This window comes from Actinophytocola sp. (assembly GCF_036378875.1).
Lineage (GTDB): Bacteria > Actinomycetota > Actinomycetes > Mycobacteriales > Pseudonocardiaceae > Actinophytocola.
The window spans coordinates 32,544-48,698 of sequence record NZ_DASUVO010000145.1; the positions used below are offsets into that span (position 1 = coordinate 32,544).

The 16,155-nt window shown below is 69.7% G+C and carries 22 protein-coding genes and 1 tRNA gene; 4 read left to right on the top strand and 19 right to left on the bottom strand.

Translation table 11 applies throughout. From position 1 onward, the window contains the following. Positions 1-100 precede the first annotated feature (100 nt). The 3 genes from VF106_RS41655 (at position 101) to VF106_RS41665 (ending at position 3,297) form a co-directional block, all read left to right on the top strand. On the top strand, positions 101-883 hold the full coding sequence (locus VF106_RS41655) for a hypothetical protein (RefSeq protein WP_330845544.1): 783 nt from the start codon (positions 101-103) through the stop codon (positions 881-883). Then, positions 880-2,520, top strand: a complete 1,641-nt coding sequence (locus tag VF106_RS41660; RefSeq protein WP_330845545.1) for a DNA cytosine methyltransferase — start codon at positions 880-882, stop codon at positions 2,518-2,520. Before VF106_RS41655 ends, VF106_RS41660 begins: the two co-directional genes overlap by 4 nt. Positions 2,521-2,799: 279 nt before the next feature. Continuing rightward, positions 2,800-3,297, top strand: a complete 498-nt coding sequence (locus VF106_RS41665) for a GIN domain-containing protein (RefSeq protein ID WP_330845546.1) — start codon at positions 2,800-2,802, stop codon at positions 3,295-3,297. A gap of 56 nt (positions 3,298-3,353) precedes the next feature. On the opposite strand, the gene VF106_RS41670 is transcribed toward VF106_RS41665, so the two are convergent. From VF106_RS41670 to VF106_RS41745, 16 genes are all read right to left on the bottom strand, one after another. After that, complete coding sequence (locus tag VF106_RS41670; protein WP_330845547.1) at positions 3,354-3,722, bottom strand: histone-like nucleoid-structuring protein Lsr2; 369 nt, start codon at positions 3,720-3,722, stop codon at positions 3,354-3,356. A 77-nt stretch (positions 3,723-3,799) separates the two neighbouring features. Further along, positions 3,800-4,483, bottom strand: coding sequence for a hypothetical protein (locus VF106_RS41675; RefSeq protein WP_330845548.1), 684 nt, complete (start codon positions 4,481-4,483; stop codon positions 3,800-3,802). A gap of 16 nt (positions 4,484-4,499) precedes the next feature. Beyond that, positions 4,500-5,210: a hypothetical protein gene (locus tag VF106_RS41680; RefSeq protein ID WP_330845549.1), complete on the bottom strand. Its 711-nt coding sequence runs from the start codon at positions 5,208-5,210 to the stop codon at positions 4,500-4,502. Continuing rightward, a complete protein-coding gene (locus VF106_RS41685; protein ID WP_330845550.1) occupies positions 5,170-5,499 on the bottom strand; it encodes a hypothetical protein in 330 nt (109 codons plus the stop codon). The genes VF106_RS41680 and VF106_RS41685 overlap by 41 nt, the downstream gene beginning before the upstream one ends. Beyond that, positions 5,496-6,296, bottom strand: coding sequence for a metal-dependent hydrolase (locus VF106_RS41690; RefSeq protein ID WP_330845551.1), 801 nt, complete (start codon positions 6,294-6,296; stop codon positions 5,496-5,498). Before VF106_RS41690 ends, VF106_RS41685 begins: the two co-directional genes overlap by 4 nt. After that, positions 6,293-6,529: a hypothetical protein gene (locus VF106_RS41695; RefSeq protein WP_330845552.1), complete on the bottom strand. Its 237-nt coding sequence runs from the start codon at positions 6,527-6,529 to the stop codon at positions 6,293-6,295. Before VF106_RS41695 ends, VF106_RS41690 begins: the two co-directional genes overlap by 4 nt. Before the next feature lie 97 nt (positions 6,530-6,626). Next, the gene (locus VF106_RS41700; RefSeq protein ID WP_330845553.1) at positions 6,627-7,091 is read right to left on the bottom strand and encodes an SsgA family sporulation/cell division regulator; all 465 of its coding nucleotides are present in this window, start codon (positions 7,089-7,091) and stop codon (positions 6,627-6,629) included. Between the two features lie 157 nt (positions 7,092-7,248). Beyond that, complete coding sequence (locus tag VF106_RS41705; RefSeq protein ID WP_330845554.1) at positions 7,249-7,440, bottom strand: hypothetical protein; 192 nt, start codon at positions 7,438-7,440, stop codon at positions 7,249-7,251. A gap of 24 nt (positions 7,441-7,464) precedes the next feature. After that, positions 7,465-8,421 carry a hypothetical protein gene (locus tag VF106_RS41710; protein ID WP_330845555.1) on the bottom strand — a complete coding sequence of 319 codons (957 nt, stop codon included), beginning with the start codon at positions 8,419-8,421 and terminating at the stop codon, positions 7,465-7,467. Positions 8,422-8,441: 20 nt separating this feature from the next. Further along, complete coding sequence (locus VF106_RS41715; protein WP_330845556.1) at positions 8,442-10,688, bottom strand: helix-turn-helix domain-containing protein; 2,247 nt, start codon at positions 10,686-10,688, stop codon at positions 8,442-8,444. Between the two features lie 126 nt (positions 10,689-10,814). After that, positions 10,815-11,111: a hypothetical protein gene (locus VF106_RS41720; protein WP_330845557.1), complete on the bottom strand. Its 297-nt coding sequence runs from the start codon at positions 11,109-11,111 to the stop codon at positions 10,815-10,817. A gap of 91 nt (positions 11,112-11,202) precedes the next feature. Then, on the bottom strand, positions 11,203-12,390 hold the full coding sequence (locus VF106_RS41725; protein ID WP_330845558.1) for a hypothetical protein: 1,188 nt from the start codon (positions 12,388-12,390) through the stop codon (positions 11,203-11,205). A 37-nt stretch (positions 12,391-12,427) separates the two neighbouring features. Further along, a tRNA-Ala gene (locus tag VF106_RS41730) sits at positions 12,428-12,504 on the bottom strand. A gap of 18 nt (positions 12,505-12,522) precedes the next feature. Continuing rightward, positions 12,523-13,005: a hypothetical protein gene (locus VF106_RS41735; RefSeq protein WP_330845559.1), complete on the bottom strand. Its 483-nt coding sequence runs from the start codon at positions 13,003-13,005 to the stop codon at positions 12,523-12,525. Positions 13,006-13,024: 19 nt separating this feature from the next. Then, entirely contained in the window at positions 13,025-13,480 is a 456-nt protein-coding gene (locus tag VF106_RS41740) for a hypothetical protein (RefSeq protein WP_330845560.1), read from the bottom strand. Further along, entirely contained in the window at positions 13,480-13,830 is a 351-nt protein-coding gene (locus VF106_RS41745; protein ID WP_330845561.1) for a hypothetical protein, read from the bottom strand. The genes VF106_RS41740 and VF106_RS41745 overlap by 1 nt, the downstream gene beginning before the upstream one ends. 16 nt (positions 13,831-13,846) lie before the next feature. On the opposite strand from VF106_RS41745, the gene VF106_RS41750 reads away from it, so the two are divergent. Next, positions 13,847-14,206, top strand: coding sequence for a hypothetical protein (locus tag VF106_RS41750; protein ID WP_330845562.1), 360 nt, complete (start codon positions 13,847-13,849; stop codon positions 14,204-14,206). A 57-nt stretch (positions 14,207-14,263) separates the two neighbouring features. On the opposite strand, the gene VF106_RS41755 is transcribed toward VF106_RS41750, so the two are convergent. The 3 genes from VF106_RS41755 to VF106_RS41765 all read right to left on the bottom strand — a co-directional run bounded on the left by VF106_RS41755 (position 14,264) and on the right by VF106_RS41765 (position 15,956). Beyond that, complete coding sequence (locus VF106_RS41755; RefSeq protein WP_330845563.1) at positions 14,264-15,379, bottom strand: hypothetical protein; 1,116 nt, start codon at positions 15,377-15,379, stop codon at positions 14,264-14,266. A gap of 167 nt (positions 15,380-15,546) precedes the next feature. Then, positions 15,547-15,801 (bottom strand): WhiB family transcriptional regulator, encoded by a 255-nt coding sequence (locus VF106_RS41760; protein WP_330845564.1) that lies wholly within the window; start codon positions 15,799-15,801, stop codon positions 15,547-15,549. After that, a complete protein-coding gene (locus tag VF106_RS41765; protein ID WP_330845565.1) occupies positions 15,798-15,956 on the bottom strand; it encodes a hypothetical protein in 159 nt (52 codons plus the stop codon). The genes VF106_RS41760 and VF106_RS41765 overlap by 4 nt, the downstream gene beginning before the upstream one ends. Positions 15,957-16,155: the final 199 nt, after the last annotated feature.

Sequence of the window (16,155 nt, forward strand, 5' to 3'; positions counted from 1 at the left end):
TGATGGCCCTCCACGTCCTCGGTCCCTACGTGTTGCGGCCCGGCGGTCCTTTGCCCAAGGTTCGCTGTTTGTGCCGTGTCGTCCCGATTGTGGAGGCATCATGAGCGGCGCGCCTGACCAGCTCGACCTCTTCGGCCCGCAGTTAGGGGCCGCGGAGCCAACCGCCGGCGCTGGGGTGGCCCCCGGGCGGCGGGGCCGAGACGGTTCGCGGCGGCGGGGCCGACGCCGAGCCGGGATCGTTCCGCTGACGCCGATCGTGGGCGTCGGCAAGTTCGGGTGGCTGCGCTCGCCGGCCGATGGGGCGGGGCGTCTCTGCGAGACCCGCTGCTTCGCCGGACCGGTGGGGGCCGAGGAGGCGACGCTGATCGCGCTGGACGACGGATCGACCGTGTTCGCACCCGCCGACGGCTCGCTGCTGTGGGACCGGCGCGACGCCGCTGAGGCGTGCGCGTTCGTCGGGATGGCGGAGCCGGCGGTTGAGCGATTTGAGTCGTTCGAGCGGCGGCTTGACCCGCATCACGTCGAGCGCGAGCGCTCGCGGATGTGGAACGTGCTGGTCGAGACGGTTCGCAGATGGTCGCTACCGTCGCGGTACGCGCTGACGGCCGCCGCGGAGGACCGTGACGTCGTCGCGGGGATCGGTCTGGTCGACGAGGACCCCGAGATATTCGCGGCGGCCATTGCCGAGCGAGTCGCCCGGGGCGCACAGCCGTTCGCCGCCGTGCTCGCCGAGCTGGCCGACGACGCCGGCCTAGGCGACGGGTCACTGGAGCTGGCCGGGCTGCTCGATCGCACCGGGTGGTCGGCGGTCCTGCCTGACCTCGAGCGCCAGCTCGCCGAGCTGGCGCCCACGCGCACCGCCGACCCTGGGGAGCTGGCATGAGTCTCTATCTGCCGTGGGGTGGCACCGGTGACAGCCGACTGGTGCTCGCCGATGAGTTCGATGAGATGTTCCCGCTGGCGCCGCGCACGGTCGACTGGTTCCGCGCCAACACGTTGGGCCGGCGGCGCGGGGCCGGTATCGACTTCTTTGCGGGCGGCGGCGGGTTCAGCATCGGCGCTGTCCTGGCTGGTCTGGGCCTCGAACTGGCGGGCAACCACTGGGTTCGAAGTTACGAGACGCACTCGCTGAACTTCCCCGGCACCGAGCACGTGATCGGGGATCTCTCCGTGGTCAACCCCAAGCGCTATCGGCGGGGCATGGCGAACATCTTGATCTGTTCGCCGGAGTGCCGTCTGCACAGCAACGCGCGCAACCACGTGGAGGCCGTGGCGGAGCTGAGCGTCTTTAACCCCAACCGCGAGAGTGAGCGCAGCCGCTGCACGATGTGGTGCCCGCAGCGCTTCGCCGCGTGGATGAAGTTCGACTACGTGATCTGCGAGAACGTCGTTGAGGTCGGGCGATGGAACCGCATCGACGACTGGGCGCGCGAGTGGGACCTGCTCGGCTATCACGTCGATGTGCTGTGCGCCAACAGCGCATTCTTCGGCAACGAGCAGAGCCGCGACCGCGCGTTCTTCGTGATGACCAGGAAGGGTCTTCAGCGGCCCAACCTGGACTTCCGCCCGCCCACCTACTGCTGGTCGTGCGAGAAGGTCACACCCGGGGTCCAGACCTGGAAGCGGGCTGCGCGCGAACGCGCGAAGCCCTGGGGCCCGATGGGCAAATGGGGCCCACGCAACCAGTGGCAGTACACCTGCGAGACGTGCCACGACGTCGTCTCGCCGTACATCCTGCCGGCCTGCCGCGCAATCGACTGGAGCATCGAGGCGCCGGCAATCGGCGACCGCCAACGCCTCGGCCTCGACCCGCTCGTGCCGAAAACGATGCGCCGCCTCGAGCTCGCGATGACGCGCGTGGGCCACGTCGAGCAACTCGCGGTGATCAGCGGACGCGACCCCGAGACCCAGCGCTCCCGGCCGGTATGGCTGCCAGCGATGACGCAAACCGGCCGCCAGGAGCTCGGACTGTTCGGCCCACCACGCGAACACTCGCTGGTGTACCTGCGCAACAACGTCCGCCCGACGTCAGTCTCCGGCGACCCGGCGCTGTCGCTGACCGCGTCGGGCAACCACCACGGCCTGTTCGGCACGCCACACGGACACCCAGTCGACGCGCTGATCGCCGCATACAACGGCTCCGGGCACAACGCCCGCAGCGTCGAAGCGCCCGCGGCAACGCTCGTCGGCACCGACCGGCTGAGCCTGCTCGTCCCCGTCGGCGGGACACGTCAGACCACGCCGGTGTCCATCAGCGAGAACCCCGCACCAACGCGGATGACCCGCGACACGCACGCCGTCGTCGAGCCCCGCAAAGGGTTCGACATCCGCGACGCAACGTTCCGCATGATCTCGCCGCGCGAGGCCGTGCGGCTGATGGGCATCCACGAACGCCCAGACGGCACGCCGTACGTCGTCGTCGGCAACGGCCGCGACACCGTCCGCCAAGCCGGCAACGCCGTCGTCGCAATCCTCGGCGCCAACGTCATCGACCGCTGCCTCACCGCACAGGGCGCATAGCCGCGAAGCGGCGGCCACAGCCACCTCCTCGAGAAAGGAAGGTCAGCATGGAGACGTCCGACGAGGGTCCTGACATGCCCCGCCTAACCAGTTGGGACGGCATTACCCGGTTCATGCGGGAGTTGGCCGGGCGTGGCTACGACGACGACCAGATCGTCGAGCTGACCTCGGAAGCCATGGACAAGCTGCCATCGCGACGACGCCGGCGGCCGCGAATCGTCACCGGAGCGCACCTGCAACCACGGGACGTGCCGCGCTGCGATGCCGCCCGTCTCGACGATGGTTGTGCACCCACACGAGGGCGCCAGCCGTCCGGCGCACGACGGGCTGCGCGTGGTCGTCTACGTCCCGCACGGCGCACCTGTCGCGATCTACGACGGGTGCTCCGGCACGTACACGATCGGCGACACGCACGGCCCGCTCACGCTGCAGTTCGACGGCGGCGGCACCGTCACGGCCGGGCATGTCGACGAGACGCACATCGTGGTCCGGGGGGCAACCAACGTCCGCCTCACGGCGGTGGTCGGCGACGTCCTCGACATCGCGGCCGATGGCGTGCCGGACATCGGCGTCCTCGGCGGTCGCGTCGACCGGCTGCGGGCCAAGCTGGTGGGCTCTGGCTGGATCGGCTACGCCGGCACCGCCAGGGCGGCCGACCTTACGCTCCACGGACCCGGGAACGTCCACGTCAACAACGTCGCCGAGTCGCTCCAGCAACTCCGGATCGGCAGCGGACGGATCCGGATCGACCACCCGCCCCCTGCACGGTCCGCATAACGCAAGAAGGCCCCGCCGGAACCCGGCGGGGCCTTCTTCTGTCTGCTGATCGGCACTTACCGCTTCCGCCTACGCGGTGCGGCCTTCGGCGCAATGTTCGCCGCGTGGAACTGATCCCGGACGCCATTCGGGATCCGGCCGGCCTTGCCCATCGAGATGCCCTGAGAAGCAGCCCACTCACGAATCGCGGGTGCCTCCGGGTCAGACACCTTGCTCGGCCTCGCGGCCCCGGTGGGCCGCTTCACGCGACCGCCAGTGCGGCGTGCGCCCGCTACGAACTCCTCGAACACGCTACGCAGCCGCTCCTCGTTCGCCCCGGACAGATCGATCTCGTACTCCACGCCATCCAACGCGAACTGCACCGCCCTGGCGGGCTCGCTCCCGTCGATGTCGTCCACCCGCTTCACGAGCGTCCGTTGTGCCACGCGCCATCCCTCCCTACCTGCCCTTTCGGGCCCTGATGCGATCTGGTCATCTTCTTACCTTGCCCGCGACGCCGGGGTCAACGAGGCCCACCGTGCCCCGGCTCGTCCAGTTCCTGGCTCCCGCAGTCACAGGCGAGGGGCGTCCAGCCGTCCGCGTAAATCGCACCGTTGCAGCCACGACAGCGCCACCTGATCTGGGCGGAGTAGATCCGCCACGCCTTGCGGTCCTCGTCGAGGTCCTTAGCGTTCAGCGGGTCCCTGCCGGCACGCGCGTACTTCGCCCGCACCTGAGCCACCACCGGCGCTTCGTCGTACGTCGTCAGCAGATCAGCGGCCACGAGTACGTAGCCCCCGCGCCATGCCGCGCACACGTCGCACGACGGCTCGACGCAGGAGTGCGCCGCCGCCACCGCCGCCGCCACGTCTGCGATCGACTCACCCGTCAACTCGACACCCGGCGCCAGCTCGACCGGCGCCACTCCAACCCCGAGCCCGGCCGCGCCGCCCACCTCGTCGGGCACCCACGGTGCCTGCTCGTGCGCCGCGGCGCCCGCGTCGCCCTGCTGCTGCATCGCGTCGGCCACTTCGCGGTAGCTCGCTTCGACGGTCGCAAGCCGAGTCGCGGTGTCGTCCAGCACGCCGCTGACTTCCGACCCCCACCCCCGACCCGCCAGCACGTCAGCAAAGTTCGCCAGCTCCGCCCGATACTCCGCGATGCGGTCGGCAGCTCCCACCACGCGGCGCACCCCTTCCTCGTACACGTCGGTACTCCCTTCCTCACACTTTCGCCCCGTTAGCCCGCAGGACCATTCGCGTCAGCCGCAGGTGGAGGTCCCGCACCTCGGTCATCGTCAGGACGGTCACGATGGAGCCCTCGTCGTCGGCCACCTCGAGCTCGGCCTCGCCCTCCGCCGCGAACAGGGTCACCCGCACCTCGCCGCCGCCCCGGGCGACGGTCCACACGCCGATCCCGCCGTCCAGCAGCGTCCGCGTGAGCGCCTCGTGCACGTCGCGCAGCTCGTCGAGCGCCAGCCGCACCTCGACCGTGTTGCCGTCCACCCTCGCCCCGACGTACGCGGCGGTGGCGCACAGGACGCAGCGGAGGTCGCCGCCGCCGGCCGGGGCCATGTCGATGCTGTCGAGCTCGTCGTCGCTCTCGGGCTCATCCGGAGCCACGGACGCCACCGGCGCCTCAGCCGGTGCCACCGTCGCGGAGACCCCCTCGCCGGCAAGCAGGTTGCCGGGCACCCAGGGCGCCTGCTCATAGGCAGCGGCACCCTGGTCGCCCTGCCGCTCCATCTCAACCGCGAGATCGCGGTACAGACCTTCGATCTTCGTCAGCCGACCGTACGCGTCGCCAATCGGACCCGTGACCTCGGCGTCCCACTTCTTCGCGCCGAGCAGGTCGGCAAACGCGACGAGCTCACTGCGATACTCGGCGACACGATCAGCCGCAGTATGCAGCTGCTGGACGGCGTCCTGATACATCGGGCCTCACGATCCGCCGGGCACACGCACAGGCCGCCGGGTTGGCGATGTTGTGCGCGCCAGAGCGCACGCACTCGCGCCACCGCACACACGGCGGGCAAATGACCAGCCCGCTCTCCAGAGCCTGCCACGACCCCGCGCCCTTGCCACCGTCGAGACCCAGCTCCACGCGAGCCTCGGTCTCGTCGGCGAACAGCGTCGGGGCCTGGTCGCCCTCGCTGTCCTCACCCGCGCGGGCCTTGCAGTAGTCGCAGACCGCGACCACACGCGTCTGGCGTAGCAACGTCATTGGGAACCTCCTAGTCCGAATAGCTCGCTTGCGTTTACCGCGGTCATGAGCTGTGGCCACACACCCGGGAGGGCGGCGACGCACGCGACGACGACCAGCGGAAGGACGACCAGGTACTCGCCCCACTTCCCGGTCCGGAAGCGCAGCAGCGCCGGGGGCCGCAGCTCGTACCACGTCTCGCCCGCAATCGGGATCGGGAAGAGGAACGGGCACCCCGACTCCGTCATCGCGTCGCCGAGGCAGTGGACGAACATCCCGACCGCCACGGCGATGCCGAGCCAGCCGCTGCACTGCTCCAGCGCGACGTTGGCCGCGGGACCGATCCCGGCCACGCTGCCGGCCTGTACCAGCCATCCCGCCGCACCGATGCCAAGCGGCACGACGATCAGCATGCCGAGACGGTCGTAGGCCAGCAGCAGCCCGAACCCCAGCCACGCGACGACCGCCCAGACGCCCCACCACGTCGTCGACGCCCAGCAGAACGCACCGAGCAGCGCCGCGAACACGGCGGTGTGGCTGGCGTGGCGGTGCGTGCCCTTCACGTTCTCGTCTCGCGGGCCTTTCGTCGCGCGGTACAGCGCACCCGAGGACGCCCGTAAGCCCGCCGACACCACACGCGTGATCGGGCCCAGCTTGCGCGTGACCGTGCTGTGCGGGTGGTCCAGGTCGGGCAGCAGCGCGTATCCGGCGCACGTGGCGGCGAACGGCGCGACGTCCGTCATGCTCTCCAGCCCGATGCCCCGGCCGAGCACGAGGCCCGCCAGCATGCCGGTCGCCGAGTGCGTGACGCCCATCATCGGTCGCGATGTCCGAACACGCGTGCCATCAGGCGCAGCTTCCGTCTCGACCCGCCGCAGCGCGAACAGACGTTGAAGTGCTTGCCGGTCGGCGAGTAGTTGTTGCCGCCGCTGCAGTACGGGCAGGCGCGGTAGGGGAACATCCGCACGCCGACGCCGTACGCGGCGATGAGAACAAGACCCACGACGACGAGCCGCCACGTCGGGTCGAGCTCGATGAATGCCTCGAGCATGGCAAGTCCTTCCGATCCGGTGGTGTGGGGAGAGAGCAGCGGGCGGGCCATCCCCCTGCGGAAGGCCCGCCCGCCAGGTCGAGGGCGCTGGCGGCCGTCAGTCCGCCGACCAGGCCGCGAGGAGGCGCCCGAGCTTCTCCAGCGCGGCGTCGCACGCCGGGCCCTCACCGCCGTCACGAACCACGGCGTAGCTCGCCTGCAGGAACGCCTCGACGTCCGCGGCCGGGAACCACACCGACGCCGGGGGACCGCTCGGGCTGGACAGCTCCAGCTCCACCTCGTCCAGCACACGCGGCTCGCTGTCACGCGCGTCCAGCGCGATCACGCGCCGGATGCGAACATCGCCTTCGCCAACGGCCCGCGTCACGGCCTCAAGCCCCGCGGCAAGCAGTCCGCGGTCGACGAGCCACCGCACGCCGTCCTTGTCGAGGTAGAACGCGACCGCGAACGGGTCGCGCGAGTCGTAGACCACCTCCGCCGGGATCTGGTTCGCGGGCAACCGCGCACCCGGCGACGTGAGCTCACACCGCAGTGATCTGCGCACGCTCTCGTTCTTGTGCATGGTGTTCCCTTCTGCTGTGGTGACCGCGAGGGCGACGGCGCTCCTGGCCTGGACGCCGATCCCCTCCTTCTGCGGCCTGCTTTGGCGCGCACCTGGCGCGTCCGGGCACTCGACCAGCCCACGCCTCCCCGCGTGCGTTGGTCGGGCACCCGGACCGTCAGCTACTCAGCACGAACAGGTCGAAACGCATGTGAAGGTCGTCCAGCGACGCGTGATGGTGCCCGTCGCTCGTGTGCATCGTCCCGTTCGCGTCCGCCACCCAGACGTGCTGAAGGGTGTCTTGGACGACCAACCCCTCAATCGGCGTGACGTCCCAGCGCGCGTCGCGCGCCAGCCACACAGCTCTCATTGCTCTCACTCCTTTGGTTCGGATCTACAGCGCCTGAATCTCGGGTACGTATGGCGCCGCCTCGCGCGCGGCGGCGCCCGCGTTGCCTTCACGCAGCATCGACGCGGCGAGGTCGCGGTACCGAGCCTCGATCGTGGCGAGCGGCGTGGTCAGCCCGTCGAGCAGACCGATCACCTCCTCGCCCCATCCCTTCGCTGCGAGCGTGTCGGAGAACTGCGCGAGATCGTCGATGTAGCTCGCAATCCGGTCCGCCGCGGCGACAAGCTGGCGGACCGCGTCCTCGTAGGTGCTCGCACCCGCGCCACCGGAGACCGCCGCCGGTGTCCCGGCGTCCGCCGCCGCGGGCTCGGCCGCGCCCACCTCGAGCTCCCAGTCGCCGTGGCCGTTGTGCTGCGCCCCAACCGGGCGGCCAAACAGGCGGCCGGCCCACTCCGTGACCTCGGCCTGGATCTCGTCGTGCGTCCTTCCCTCACGCGACGTGTAGATCCACTCAGTCCGCTCCTCGCGCTCGTGCTCCCGCACGGTGCCGCCCGGGAGCCGCTCGCCGGCCTCGTACAGGCCGTACTGCGCGAAGTCGCCGTCAAGCGGGTTCCCGGTCTGCTGATCGACCGGATAGGGCTCCCGGCGCAGGACGTAGACCTCTGTCGCCGGATCGAGATTGCCCGGCACGCAGCCCGGAGAGGGGAGCTGGTCGAGCATGTGCCAGTCGCGCCCGTCCGACCGCGGGAAGCCGCAGAACGCCCGCTGCTTGTCGTCGAGGATCTGGATCGGCTGGACCTGGAGCTCCGGGATGACATGCCGCGTGTCCACGTCGCCCCACTCCTGGGTGTCGACCGACCACCAGCGACCTACGAGCACCCTTCCTCCGGCCTCGGGAAACCGCGGCTCCCGCGCCTGCTCGACGCGAAAGTAGCGGCTGCCCCAAAGCAAGATGTCGTTCTCACGGACAGCGATGAGCGTTTCGAGATCGTTGTGGGTCACGCCGTTCTCCCTTCATCCGGCTACTGGGCCGCCACGGGCGTGGCAACCGCCTCGTACACCCCGCGCTCGGTCTTGCGGATGAATCCGAGCTCGACCAGCACGTCCAAGGCCTCCATCGCCGTCGACCGCGCCACGTGCGCTGCCTCGACGATCTCGCCGGTTGCCGTCGTGCCGCCGCGTACGAGGGCGAGGATTTCCTTCTGCCCGGGGGACAGCTGCGACTCGTCGCCCGGGGTCTTCCCGCGCTGACCCCAGCGACCGCGTGGCTTCTGTGCCTCCGTCGGGATCACCGCCTGCCCGAGGTTCGTCGGGAACTCGTGCGTGGCCCCGTTGCCGCCCACCTGCCACCGCCCGTGTTTGGGCGGTCCGAGCACCGACGTGATGGCAAGCGCATCCAGGAAGCCCACCGGGGGCTGGTTGAAGAACTCGTCAAACGCCTTCGTGGTGGTGAACGGCGGCGCGGGCAGGCCCCTCGCCGCCATCTTCTTGGCGTTCGACTCGGACGGCAGGAAATCCCACCGCGTTGGCGTGTCGAAATGCGCGTGGACCGCCATGCCCGGCACCGGCCGGCCACGCTCGTCGACGGGCAGCTCGTTCGGGTCAAAGTTCAGACCCGGGACGAGGTCACTGCCGGACTTCGAGTTGACCCGGAACGCGACGACCTGACTCGCCCACGCAGACCTGGCGTGGTCGCTGCCCCACTGCGGTTGCCCCTGGCTCTGGTTCAGGGCCACGCCCCAGATCCCAAGCGCGCGGATGATGTTGACGCACTCCGTCCAGACTCTCTGGGCGAGCGGGTCATTCGCGATCAGCGAGTACTCGTCGTGCAGGAACATCCACCCCGGCACGTCGACGGTGGGGAACAGCTGGTCTTCATCAAGCTCGGCCGCGAGCTTCGACCGCGCCTCCAGCAAAGCAAGCACGAGGTACGGCAGCTTCAGCACGTTCTGTTTGCCGATGATCGAAACGCGCGCGCGCTTGGCGAGCGCGGTCGAGCTGTTGCCCTTCGGGTCGGCGTAGAGCAAGTTCAGGACGCCCGTGGACATCGCCGCGCAGACCAGGCAGTTCGCCGCGCCCGACTTGCCGCCACCGGTCGACCCGACGACCATCGTCGGCACGGTGCCGCCGTCGTCCCACATCGTGATGTCGGCCTCGCCGGAGCCGTCGATGAACCTAGCCAGACCCTTGATCGTGCCGTCGACCACGCGCGGGCCCGTGAAAAACCGGACCTCCGCGACTGGGTCCCGCGTCACGATCGTCATCCGCGCCAGGTGCTCACCGTCATCCCCCAACGGCCTCTTGAAGATCACCTTCCTCGCGGGAAGGCCGAGGCCGCCGGCCAGCTTTCCCCGGTTCGCAAGCAAGTCCTCCACCGTCTGGACGCCGCGGTTCAGCTCGACGACGTAGTTGACGGTGAACTCCGTCTCCGTGCGGTGTGTCAGCCGCGAGCCCTTCGCCTTGCCTTCGCCCTCCGCGTTCTTCTTGCGCCAGGCGATCGCGATCTCGTCGGTCTCCACCTCGGGCTTCGGGGGCTCGACTGGTGCCGCCGGCGGCGGCGGCGCGGGCTTGGGGACGTCCAGCGGGGGAACTCCTGGCCCGATCGGGTTGGCCTTCCACCACCGGCTCCCGATGATGAGCGTCCCTAGCAGGTAGACGAGCAGCGTCGTCCAGGACAGCCCGGCGACCCCGATCCAGAACACCAGCGCGCAGGACCCGACCCCCGCCAGGCCGATCTCCGGCAGCCACTGCCGGTTCTCCTTGCGCGCCCCGAATGCCGCGACCGCGGTGCCACATGCGGGGACGACCGTAAACGCCCCGGCCACGATCGCCGGGTTGGAGTCCAGCACCCCGGCGACCAGGAGGCCGAGCACATGGGCCACCAACCCGAGCAGCGCCGCCCGGAACCCCACCATCCACGGCAACCGGCGGCGCCGGTTGCGCTGGCGCACCAGGGCGCGGCGAGCGAACTCCTCGGCATCGCCTGGGTTGGTGTTGTTCCCCGCCTTGCCGTCCTGCGCGCGACCACCGCCGAGCCTCTTGGCCGCCTCGACCTGAGCCTCGCTGGTCCAGTTCCTCGCGCCCTTGCGCCGGCTGGTCTTGGTCGCCGTCTTGCCAGGCTTCTCCGCGGCCGGCTTGGCCTTCGTGCCCCCCGTGTGCGTCCCGCCGCTGTTGTCATTCTTCGTGAACCGCGTCTTCCTCGTCACCGTCTTGCGCGAGGAGAACCTGGTCTGCGGCTCCTTCTTCTTGCGCGTCTTCGTCTTTGCCACGAGCTCTGTCCTTCCTCGCGAGAGTCGTCGTCGAAGTGCTGGCACCTGGGAATGCGATCGGCCCCCGTCCACCGGGGAAGGGGTGGACGGGGGCCGATCGCTACCCGGACGGCAGCACCGCCTCGCCTACGTCAGGCCGAGCGATGCCTTCGAGGCGTTCCGGATCATGGGGTTGTTCAGGTGCGCGTCGAGCACGATCTGCCCACCGACCCCGATCTTGTCTGCGACCTGCACCAGCACGTCACGGACGCCGTTGATCTGCGCCGCGGCGCCGGTGAGCACGTCCAGGCCGCTCCAGCCCTCTTGATCGAACGTCCCGACCAGTCCCGTGTTCTCGTTGGCGAGCAGCTCCAGGTCCTCTGCGGCGTCCTTCAGGCCGCCCGCCAGAGCCTCGATGTTGGCGTCTCCGTTGAGAGTCGACATTCCTCTACTCCTCGTTCCTCGGGCGGCGCTCGTGCCGCCCGCTGTTGGTCGAGCGACCGGTGTCCTCCGGATCACCAGCCGCGCGAAGTTGTCAGCTCAGGTGCTGGACCTCGGGTACGTACGGCGCCTCCTCGCGCGCGCCCTGGCCACTGTTGCCCTGCTGCTGCATCTGCGCGGCCAGGTCGCGCAACTCGCCCGCGCGCTGGGTCAGACCCGGCACCAAGTCCATGAGCGGGCCCGTGATTTCCGCCTGGCCCCAGCCCTTCCCGGCAAGGCTGTCCGCGAACACCCCGAGGTCGTTCGCGTAAGCCTCGAACCGGTCCGCCGTCGCGAGCAGCTTGGCGACTGCTTCCTGATACATGTTGCTCGTTCCTCCGGTTGGTCGGTCGCTTGCTTCTCCTGCCACCGGCTCCGTTGGCGATGGCGTCGCCGGCTCGGATGCGTCGCCGTCCTTCGACTCGGCACCATCGCCGTCGGTCTTGTCGCCCGCGGGCTTCTCATCCGCGGGCTTGTCGTCCGCGAGCTCGGTGTCCGGGTTGCGCCAGTCCTCGCCGCCCGGCTTCGGTCGCTCCGGCTCGGGCTTGGCCTCTGGCGTCGCCTGAGCCGCGGCCTCGACGATGCGCTTGTTCACCTCCCACGCTCGCTCCCGCCACTCCCCCAGGTGGGCGTTGCAGTAGGGCAGATGCGGCGGTCGCGGATAACCGCAGTGCCCGCCGCCATCCCAGAGACACATGACGGTTCGGCCCACCGTTTGGTGATCCGCGCAATACGCCGAGCCCTCGACGCGATCCGCGCCGCACGCGACGCCCCAATCCTCGGGCCTCTGCCAGAGGCACCCACCCGGGGGAATCGGCCGGGCCTCCGGCGCCTCACCGAACGGCTCGTAGCCCGGCGGTGGGTCGATCAGCCCGTTCTCGATCCCCCACTTCAGCCGCTGCCGGTCGGCCTTGTCCAGCCGTGCGAGCTTCTTGTCGAACCACTTCCTGTCGCGGAGCGGCGCGGTCATGTTCAGGCCCGCCGCCCGACGCTTCGCCTTCTCGTCCCCCTTCGCCATCGCGTACCGGCAGGCGTTCTCCCACCGCTTGGCGGCCATCAGCCGGAACGCGCCCTTGCCCTTCGGCCTGCCCTTGTGGCTCTTCGCGCCCCCGCCGGCCTCGTGACGCATCCGCGCCTTGGCGACCCGAGGGGGCTCCTTGCCGTTTTCGTACGCCGCGCTCGAGACCTTCCCGTTCGTCACAAGCCCAGCGATGACCATCACGGTCAACAGCAGGAGTTCCACACACTCTCTCCCTTGCTTCTCTCGATCGAACCGTGCGCGCGCCGGACGGGACTCGCACCCGCCTACCAGCGCCTGGGTGCGTGCCAGGCGCTGGTGCCACTCGGCTTTCGGCGCTCCTGAGCGGGAGCTTCATCATGCGACGATCCTCGCGATCAACCCCGACCCGAGCGCGTCGACGACCCTGTCGGCCACCCCATACGCGCCGGGCAGGGCGGCAAAGACCGTGCCGACCATCCCCAGCACAAAGACGATCAGCAGCGCCTTGAACTTGCTCTTTGCGCCGATGCCCTTGTTCTTGACCCGCGAGTAGACCCAGAGCCCTAGGGCAAACCCGAGCGCGCCGACCACCGCCACGCCGACCGCGCTGAGCAGGAGCGCCGCGCCCCAGCTGATCACGGTCCCCGACGCTGAGGCGAGCACACCGCCCAGCCACCCGGCGGCGGCACCGCCCACGCCGAAACCGCCGATTACCGCGAGCACTGCGGCGATCCTGTCCCACGGGAACTTCCCCGGCACATCCAGAAACACGAGCGCGACAGCCAGCACGAGCGCGAAGGCGCCCAGGTGAAGCATCGTGGTCGGGATGACCGCCGACCACACAACGGACCACGTCATGACACTTCGTTCCCTCTCTCTAGAAAACCTTGCTGATGACGAAGAGAACCAACACGACCATCACGAACCCGCCCGGCTTCCTGCGGCTCACCCTGATCAACCAGAGCGGCACGAAGGTGAGGCCGAACGCGACCAGCACGCAGAGCGCGTGAAACACGCGCCTGAGTGCCCGGTCATCCGTCGTCCAGTCGCCGGTCGTCGAGTAGTCCCACACCTCGGCCGCCGTCGGTTCCGGCTGCGACCACTGTGGCCGCTCCTTCCAGAGGTTCCCGATTGCCTGGAGCACCCGGATGTCCAGCGGAGCCACCGGCTTGACCGGCATGTCTTCCGGTGACGGCGGTAGCGGCGGACCCTCGGGCCGCACGTCGCCATCCGGCGGGACGACCCACAGGTCCGGCCGGTGACCCTGACGTTCCGTATCAGCCGGCTCGTCCGTCCGGGTGCGCGGATCGGGGTTGGGATCTGGTGCGACCATTAGCCGCGCCTCCTTTCGTTGCGTGCGATCCGGCGCTCGTCGGCCCGGATGGTCTGTTCGGCTTTCGCCTGCTGCGCCTGGTGCAGCTCGGCGAGCAGCTCCTTCATGGCGTCGGTGATGCGGTCCAGCCGCCGGGCCACGTCCTCGGGGTCTGGCTGGTGTCGTCCCTCTGCCGCCGCGGCCCGCAGCACGGTGGATGTCGCGGCGAACCGCTCCTGTGCCGTCCTCGCCTTGCCGTACTCGGTGTCAAAGGTCTCGCGCTCGCCGCGCACACGGTCCAACGTCTGGTGCGCGACCCGCACCCGGCGCCGCGGCTTCGCCGTCTGATCCGAGGCCGTGGTCGTCTCCACGGTGAGTCCTCCTTGTGTGTCGGTGGTCGCCGGTACCCTGGACCTGCAGGACCACACGAAAGGCGGTTGGCCGATGGGACGCTTCTCCCGCCAGCGCTACACGCTCCGGATTGAGCGCCTCGACGGGCGTTCGCTCGCCCACGACCCCGGGCCGGTGGACGTCGTCTTCGATCTCGATGACGACGAGGAGTTCGAGCGGATCTGCGCCACGCACTTCGTTCCGCTGGCCTGCGCTGCTGAGCTGACGCGACCGTGCAACCGGCTTCGCGAGATGCCGTTCCTCGGCGAGTACGTGCTCGAGGTGTGGCACGAGAGCAACGCGCGTAAGCCCGTTGCTACGTCGCGCTCGACAGTCGGCTACGACGACCGGCCCTGATCCCTGAACCTCCAAAGCGCCCCGGCCCTCATGGGCCGGGGCGCTTTTCGTCGTAGGTCAGGCGATGCCGAGCTTCTGCTTGATCTCTTTGCACCACCGCTCGACCGTGGACGAGGCGAACGGCCCCGCATGACCTTGCTCGGTCAGCAGAGTACGCAGCGCAGCTGGGGTGTGGACGTTGTGCTTCACGCCGATGTCCACCGCCTCATCCTTGCCGAGCTTGTTGCTGGCCTTCTTGGTCGGCTTCCGCGACTCGCGAGGAGCTGGCGGCTCCGGCGGGGCGGGCGGCTCCGGCGAAGCGGGCGGCTCCGCCGAGGCGACCGGCTTCTCCGGCTTCGGCTCCGCGAGCCTCCGCAGCGCCTCGCTGCGCTGCGCTGCCACCTCCCGCTGGAACTGGTCGTACGCCGCGCGCTCGGCCGCCGCCCGGGCGGCGAGTTCGGCCTTGACCCGCGCCTTCTCCGCCAACCACACGATCCGCTCCCGGCGGTTCTCAAGCTCCTCGTAGAGGTGCGCGAACACGTGGGCCGCGTAACCGAGGACGCTCACCGAGAAAGCCGCGACGCCCAGCCAGGCGTCAAAGTGGGAGAGGTTCATGTAGGCAGCGACGCCGGCCGCGATCGTCCCGAGCGCCAGGAACGGCACGTACTCGCGCCACGAGCGGCCTATCCCGATCGCCCGCAGACCGCGCGAGGAACACGCCACCATCATGAACTCGAACGTGCCGCCCAGCACGCCCGCCGCGACCCACCCCATCACCTTCGTCTCCGGCAGCGTCGCCTTCTCGACGAACAGCGTGCCGAAGCCGAAGATCTGACCGGCGAGGCCCGCGACCACGGACAACCACACCAGGTGTGGGAATGCCCGCGCCCAGGAGTCGACGGACCAGGTCTCGCGCCGCTTCGGCTCCGGCGGGACGACAAGCTCCGCCGGCTTGGGCGGAGCGAACGCCTCAGGCACCTGCTGCTGGACCGGGGGCGGCTCGGCCGCGGGCGGCTCCGGCTCCACCGCTGGCGGCTCCACCGCGGGCGGCTCGGGCTCGGCTGGCACCAGCACCGGCGGCTCGACCGCCGCCAGGTCCGGCTCCGGGGCCTCGGCCACCTCGATACCAGAGACAATCGCGTTGAACTGCGCCTCCAGGTCTGGCTCGGGCGCGTCCCCGCCGATGGCCTGCATGACAGCGCCTCCCTTCCGTGGCGTCTTTGTGAGATCCGGTGTCCTGGGCAACGCACGCGGGAGGGGTTTCCGCGTGCGCTCCCCCGGTGCCGGAGCACCAGGTCATTGGTTCAGCAGCGCGATGCGCAGCTGCTGCTCGTAGGTGTCGAGTGCGGCGAGCCCTGCCGTCAAGATGCCTTCCTCACTCGCGTGGTATTGCGCCGCTTGAGCTCGCGACGCTCCTCCTCGCTCATGCCGCCCCACACGCCCGCGTCCTGTCCGGTCCGCAGCGCCCAAGTCAAGCAGTCAGCCGCCACCGTGCAGCGGTGACACACCGCCTTCGCCTGCGCCGCCTGGAACTCCGCCGGGCCGCTTGTGCCGACCGGGAAGAACAGCTCCGGGTCCTCGTCCTTGCACGCCGCCTTGTGACGCCAGTCAGTCATGCCGCACGCTCCAACGGTCGGTCCGACACCAGCGCCATGTATTCCTGGTTGCGGCTCATCGGCTCGACGAGCACGTCGTCGGTGCGGTCGGGCAGGGCGATCATCGTTGCGTCGCCGAATACCTCGTAGTGGTGGTCTGTCGTGAACGCATTCATGCCGTCCTGTTCCTTCCGGTCGACGGCGCTTCATGGGGTGGCCCGCCCCGATCGGCCAAGGTGATGGGGCGGGCCGGTGGTGGTGGTCCCCGGCGCGCCCTCGCCCGTTGAAATCGCCGGCTGGGGGTACCCGGCGGATTGGGCGAGGGCGACCGGCAAACACCGTCACGAACCCTGGTGTTTGCAGAACGCCGCCGAT